Raw genomic sequence first — 4,376 nt, forward strand, 5'->3', positions numbered from 1 at the left:
CTGAAGACTGCGTCACCCCCAAAATTCGGGAGTGTGAGGAGTGGGGGCGCGGCATCGGCGGTCTCAGTTGCGTGTATCGCCGCGATACCCGATCGATGGATCTTCGCCCGGAGCTTCCCCCACCCCAGCCCTCCCCCGCGAAGAGCGGGAGAGGGAGCGCGGCATCGCAAGCTTCAATATGATCAGAACTTCGGAAACGCCGGTCTAGTCGCGGATGCACGCCAAGGTGTGCAGAGGTAACCGGAAGGTTCGGTCACTGCGCTACGTACGGTTTGATCATTTTTTTCGGGTCGACAATACGGTCGAAGTCGTCGGCTGAGATGTAGCCGAGTTTAAGCGCAGCCTCTCTCAGAGTGAGATCCTCGTCACTCGCGCAATGGGCGATCTTGGACGCCTTGTCATACCCGATGACCGGCGAAAGAGCGGTCACCAGCATCAGCGATCGATCCACGTATTCCTTGATCTTCTTCAAATTCGGCCTCGTGCCTTCGATCAGGAACTTGCGAAAGTTCGTGCAGCCGTCGGTCATCAACCTGATCGAGTGTGTGATGTCATAGATGATGACAGGTTTATAGACATTCATCTCGAGAGACCCGCCGGCCCCGCCGAAGCCGGTAGTCACGTCGTGTCCCATCACCATAGTGGCAATCATCGTAAGGGCTTCGGCCTGGGTCGGGTTGACCTTGCCGGGCATGATTGAGGACCCTGGCTCGTTCACTGGAATAATCAGCTCGCCAAAGCCCGCGCGGGGCCCGCAGGACATCAGGCGGATATCATTGGCGATCTTGTAGAGCGATACGGCCAGTGTTCGCAGCGTGCCAGAAAGCTGTACCAATGCGTCGTGGGCCCCCTGGACTGTAAATTTGTTTGGCGCGGTAACAAACGGCAAGTTCGTCAGCGCGGCGATTTGCGCAGCAACCGCTTCCGCAAATCCGGGCGTCGAATTGAGCCCCGTACCGACTGCCGTGCCGCCCAGCGCCAGGCGATAGACGCCCTTGAGAGCGTCGTCGAGCCGCTCAAGATTGTCTGACAGCATGCCCGCGTACCCGGACCACTCCTGCCCAAGGGTAATGGGGGTTGCGTCCTGCATGTGCGTCCGGCCAATCTTGACGATATCCATCCACTCCTCGGACTTCGCGGCAATCGAATCGTGCAGTGCCATTACAGCCGGCATCAAACGGTGCTTTACGTTAATCGCAGCTGCCATGTACATGGCGGATGGAAACGAGTCGTTGGACGACTGTGACATATTGACGTCGTCGTTTGGATGTACCGGCTTCTTGCTGCCGAGCGGGGTGCCCGCGAGTTGGCAACAGCGGTTGGAGATCACTTCGTTCACATTCATGTTGAATTGCGTTCCGCTGCCGGTCATCCACACGTGCAGGGGGAACATATCGTAGTGCTGACCGGCGAGAATCTCATCACAAACCTGAACGATGAGCTCACGTTCCGAACCACCAAGCCGCTTTTCGGAGTAGTTTGCGTTGGCAGCGGCTTTTTTCAAGATGGCATAGGAAGTGATCATCTCCGGCGGGATGATATCCGGTCCAATGCTGAAATGTTCAAGCGAACGCTGGGTCTGAGCGCCCCACAGCTTGTCCGCCGGCACTTCTACTTCGCCGAGGCTGTCCGTTTCCGTTCGGTACTTCACCGCCGCCGGTGATGACCCTTCGTGAGTCGTGGCCAGAACGGGACCCGGGCCGCCAGCAAATCCGAATGTAGTGACAAGGCTACCCATGAGCATATCGCGACGATGCATTTCGAAACTCCGTTGAGAACGGTACTATCTGCAGGGCCAGTTGAAACCAGCGATCAATTCCGCGGCGGCTTCAGTGATAACCGATGTCGGCGCGCACCTTGCCGCGAAATACCCAGTAGGACCAGCTCGAGTACGTCAGGATGACTGGCAGCAGCACGAGCGTGCCGACCAGGAGAAAAGCCTGGGTCCGGTCCGAGGACGCGGCCTCCCACAAAGTGAAATGAGGCGGCACGATCATCGGATAGAGACTGATGGCAATTCCCGCAAAAGACAGCGCGAAAAGGCTTATGCCGCCCGCGAAGGGAAGAATTTCCGAGCGGCCGTGGAGCGCGCGCCAGGTGACAAGCGCCACAACAGCCGTGGCAACCGGAACCGGCGCCAGAAACAGCATGTTGGGAAAAACGAACCAGCGTGAGGCGACCGCAGGATTCATGATCGGCGTCCAGATGCTTACAATACCGATCGCTGCCAAGACGCCGATCAGGCAAACACGGCCCTGGCGGCGGGCAGTGTCCTGAAGGTCGCCTTCGGTCTTGAGAATGAGCCAGCCCGCGCCGAGCAGTCCATATCCGAACAACAAGGCTATGCCGGTCAGGATCGAGAACGGCGTCAGGAAGCTGAACGAGGTGCCGGAAAATATCCGCCCGCTGACCTGAAATCCCTGGATGAAGCTGCCGAGCACCACGCCTTGCGCGAAGGTTGCGATGCCCGAACCGTAATTGAAGGCGCGATCCCAGAACGTCTTGTGCTCGGCATCGCTGAAGCGGAATTCGAACGCGACGCCGCGAAACACCAGCGCCAGCAGCATCACCAGAATCGGAAAATAAACCGCGGGGATGATGATGGCGAACGCCAACGGGAAGGCCGCGAGCAGGCCGAGCCCGCCCAGCACCAGCCAGGTTTCATTGCCATCCCAGATCGGCGCGATCGAGTTCATGATGGTGTTGCGCGCGGCGGTGTTCGGCGCGAGGCCATAGAGAATGCCGACGCCGAGGTCGAAGCCGTCGAGCAGGACGTACAAGAAGACGGCGACGCCCAGGATCAGCGTCCAGATCGGTACGAAGTCCAGAACTTGGCTCATGGTTCGATTCCTCCTGCGATGCCCGCTCCCGCCAGTACCGGAGCCTGGGGCCGTCCGGCCTCGATCGTCGCATGCCCTTCCGCGGCCGCCACCGGGCCGGCGCGGACGATGCGCAGCATGAAAAGCAGTCCGGCGGGATACATGAACAGATAGACAGCCATGTAGGCGAGCAGCGAGATCGCAACGTCACGGCCCGTCAATGACGGCGACACCGACGCCGCCGTTCGCAGCAAGCCATAGACCGTCCAGGGCTGGCGCCCGACCTCGGTGACCGCCCAGCCGGCGATGACGGCGACGAATCCGATCGGAGTTACGAGTTGGCACAGCAGCAGAAACAGCGGCGTGCCGGTGAGCCGGCCGCGCCAGCGTAGCCACCCGCCCAACAGCACGATGCCGAGCATCAGCATGCCGCATCCGACCATGATCCGGAAAGCAAAGAAGGGTACGGCAACAGGCGGCCGCTGATCGGCGGGGAAATCCTTGAGACCTTTGATTTCGCCATCGACCTTGTGGGTCAGAATCAGGCTACCCAGCCCCGGAATCTCGATCGCGGCACGATTGCTCTCGGTCTTTTCGTCGGGGATGGCGAACAGCGTCAAAGGCACGTTCCGGCCGGTCTCCCAGCGCGCCTCGATGGCGGCAAGTTTCGCGGGCTGGTGCTCCAGCGTGTTGAGGCCATGATGGTCGCCGAGAAAGATCTGCAACGGCACCAGCGCGGTCAGCAGCCATAGCGTCATTGACAACATGGTCCGGCCTTCTTCCGCAAATCGTCCGCGCCGAAGCAGATAGGCGCCGACGCCGAGCACGACAAAGCCGGCGGTGATGAAGAATGCGACAACGGTGTGCGCCAGCCGGGACGGAAAGGAAGGATTGAAGACGACCTGCAGCCAGTCCACCGGAAAGAACCGGCCGTCGACGATTTCGTAGCCGGCCGGCGTCTGCATCCAGCTATTGGCCGACAGGATCCAGAACGACGAGAACAACGTGCCCATCGACACCATCAGCGCGGCAAAGAAATGCGCCCAGCCCGGCACCAGCTTTCGCCCGAATAGCAGGACACCGAGAAACGCCGCCTCGAGAAAGAACGCCGTCAGGTCCTCATAGGCAAAGAGCGGCGAAAGCACGTTCGAGGTTGCATCCGCATAGCGGCTCCAATTGGTGCCGAACTGGAACGGCATCACGACGCCGGTGACCACCCCCATGCCGAAGGCGATCGAGAAAATCCTGATCCAGAACATCGAGACGCGGAGATAGACGTCGCGCCCGGTCGCGAGATGGAATCCTTCAACGACGGCAATGAACGCCGCGGTGCCGACGGTGAATGCCGGAAGCAGAATGTGCCAGCCGATCACCCAGGCAAACTGCAATCGCGAGAGAAAAACCGCGTCAAAATCCATCTGCCTTGCTCCTTGCCTTGGGCCAATTCATTTTGGCGACATTGCCTGCACAGGCTAGGGCGTCGATGACCATCGCACCACTTGTCGTCTCGTATTGTCCGCTCATACCTTGATATCATCTGGTGCTCGCGTGCCGATC

At 59.9% G+C, this 4,376-nt stretch carries 3 protein-coding genes; all 3 read right to left on the reverse strand.

All coding sequences use genetic code 11. The features are described 5' to 3' along the window. Positions 1 to 253: 253 nt before the first annotated feature. Complete coding sequence (gene fumC / locus ABSG20_RS30825; protein WP_423868232.1) at positions 254 to 1,759, reverse strand: class II fumarate hydratase; 1,506 nt, start codon at positions 1,757 to 1,759, stop codon at positions 254 to 256. A 70-nt stretch (positions 1,760 to 1,829) separates the two neighbouring features. After that, entirely contained in the window at positions 1,830 to 2,840 is a 1,011-nt protein-coding gene (gene cydB / locus ABSG20_RS30830; RefSeq protein WP_423868233.1) for a cytochrome d ubiquinol oxidase subunit II, read from the reverse strand. Beyond that, the gene (locus ABSG20_RS30835; RefSeq protein ID WP_423868234.1) at positions 2,837 to 4,237 is read right to left on the reverse strand and encodes a cytochrome ubiquinol oxidase subunit I; all 1,401 of its coding nucleotides are present in this window, start codon (positions 4,235 to 4,237) and stop codon (positions 2,837 to 2,839) included. Before ABSG20_RS30835 ends, cydB begins: the two co-directional genes overlap by 4 nt. Positions 4,238 to 4,376: the final 139 nt, after the last annotated feature.

It is taken from the genome of Bradyrhizobium sp., assembly GCF_049512235.1.
Taxonomy (GTDB): domain Bacteria; phylum Pseudomonadota; class Alphaproteobacteria; order Rhizobiales; family Xanthobacteraceae; genus Bradyrhizobium.

Coding starts and splice junctions, on each gene's coding strand:
- fumC (WP_423868232.1), bottom strand. CDS start 1,759: ATGCATCGTCGCGATATGCTCATGGGTAGCCTTGTCACTACATTCGGA.
- cydB (WP_423868233.1), bottom strand. CDS start 2,840: ATGAGCCAAGTTCTGGACTTCGTACCGATCTGGACGCTGATCCTGGGC.
- ABSG20_RS30835 (WP_423868234.1), bottom strand. CDS start 4,237: ATGGATTTTGACGCGGTTTTTCTCTCGCGATTGCAGTTTGCCTGGGTG.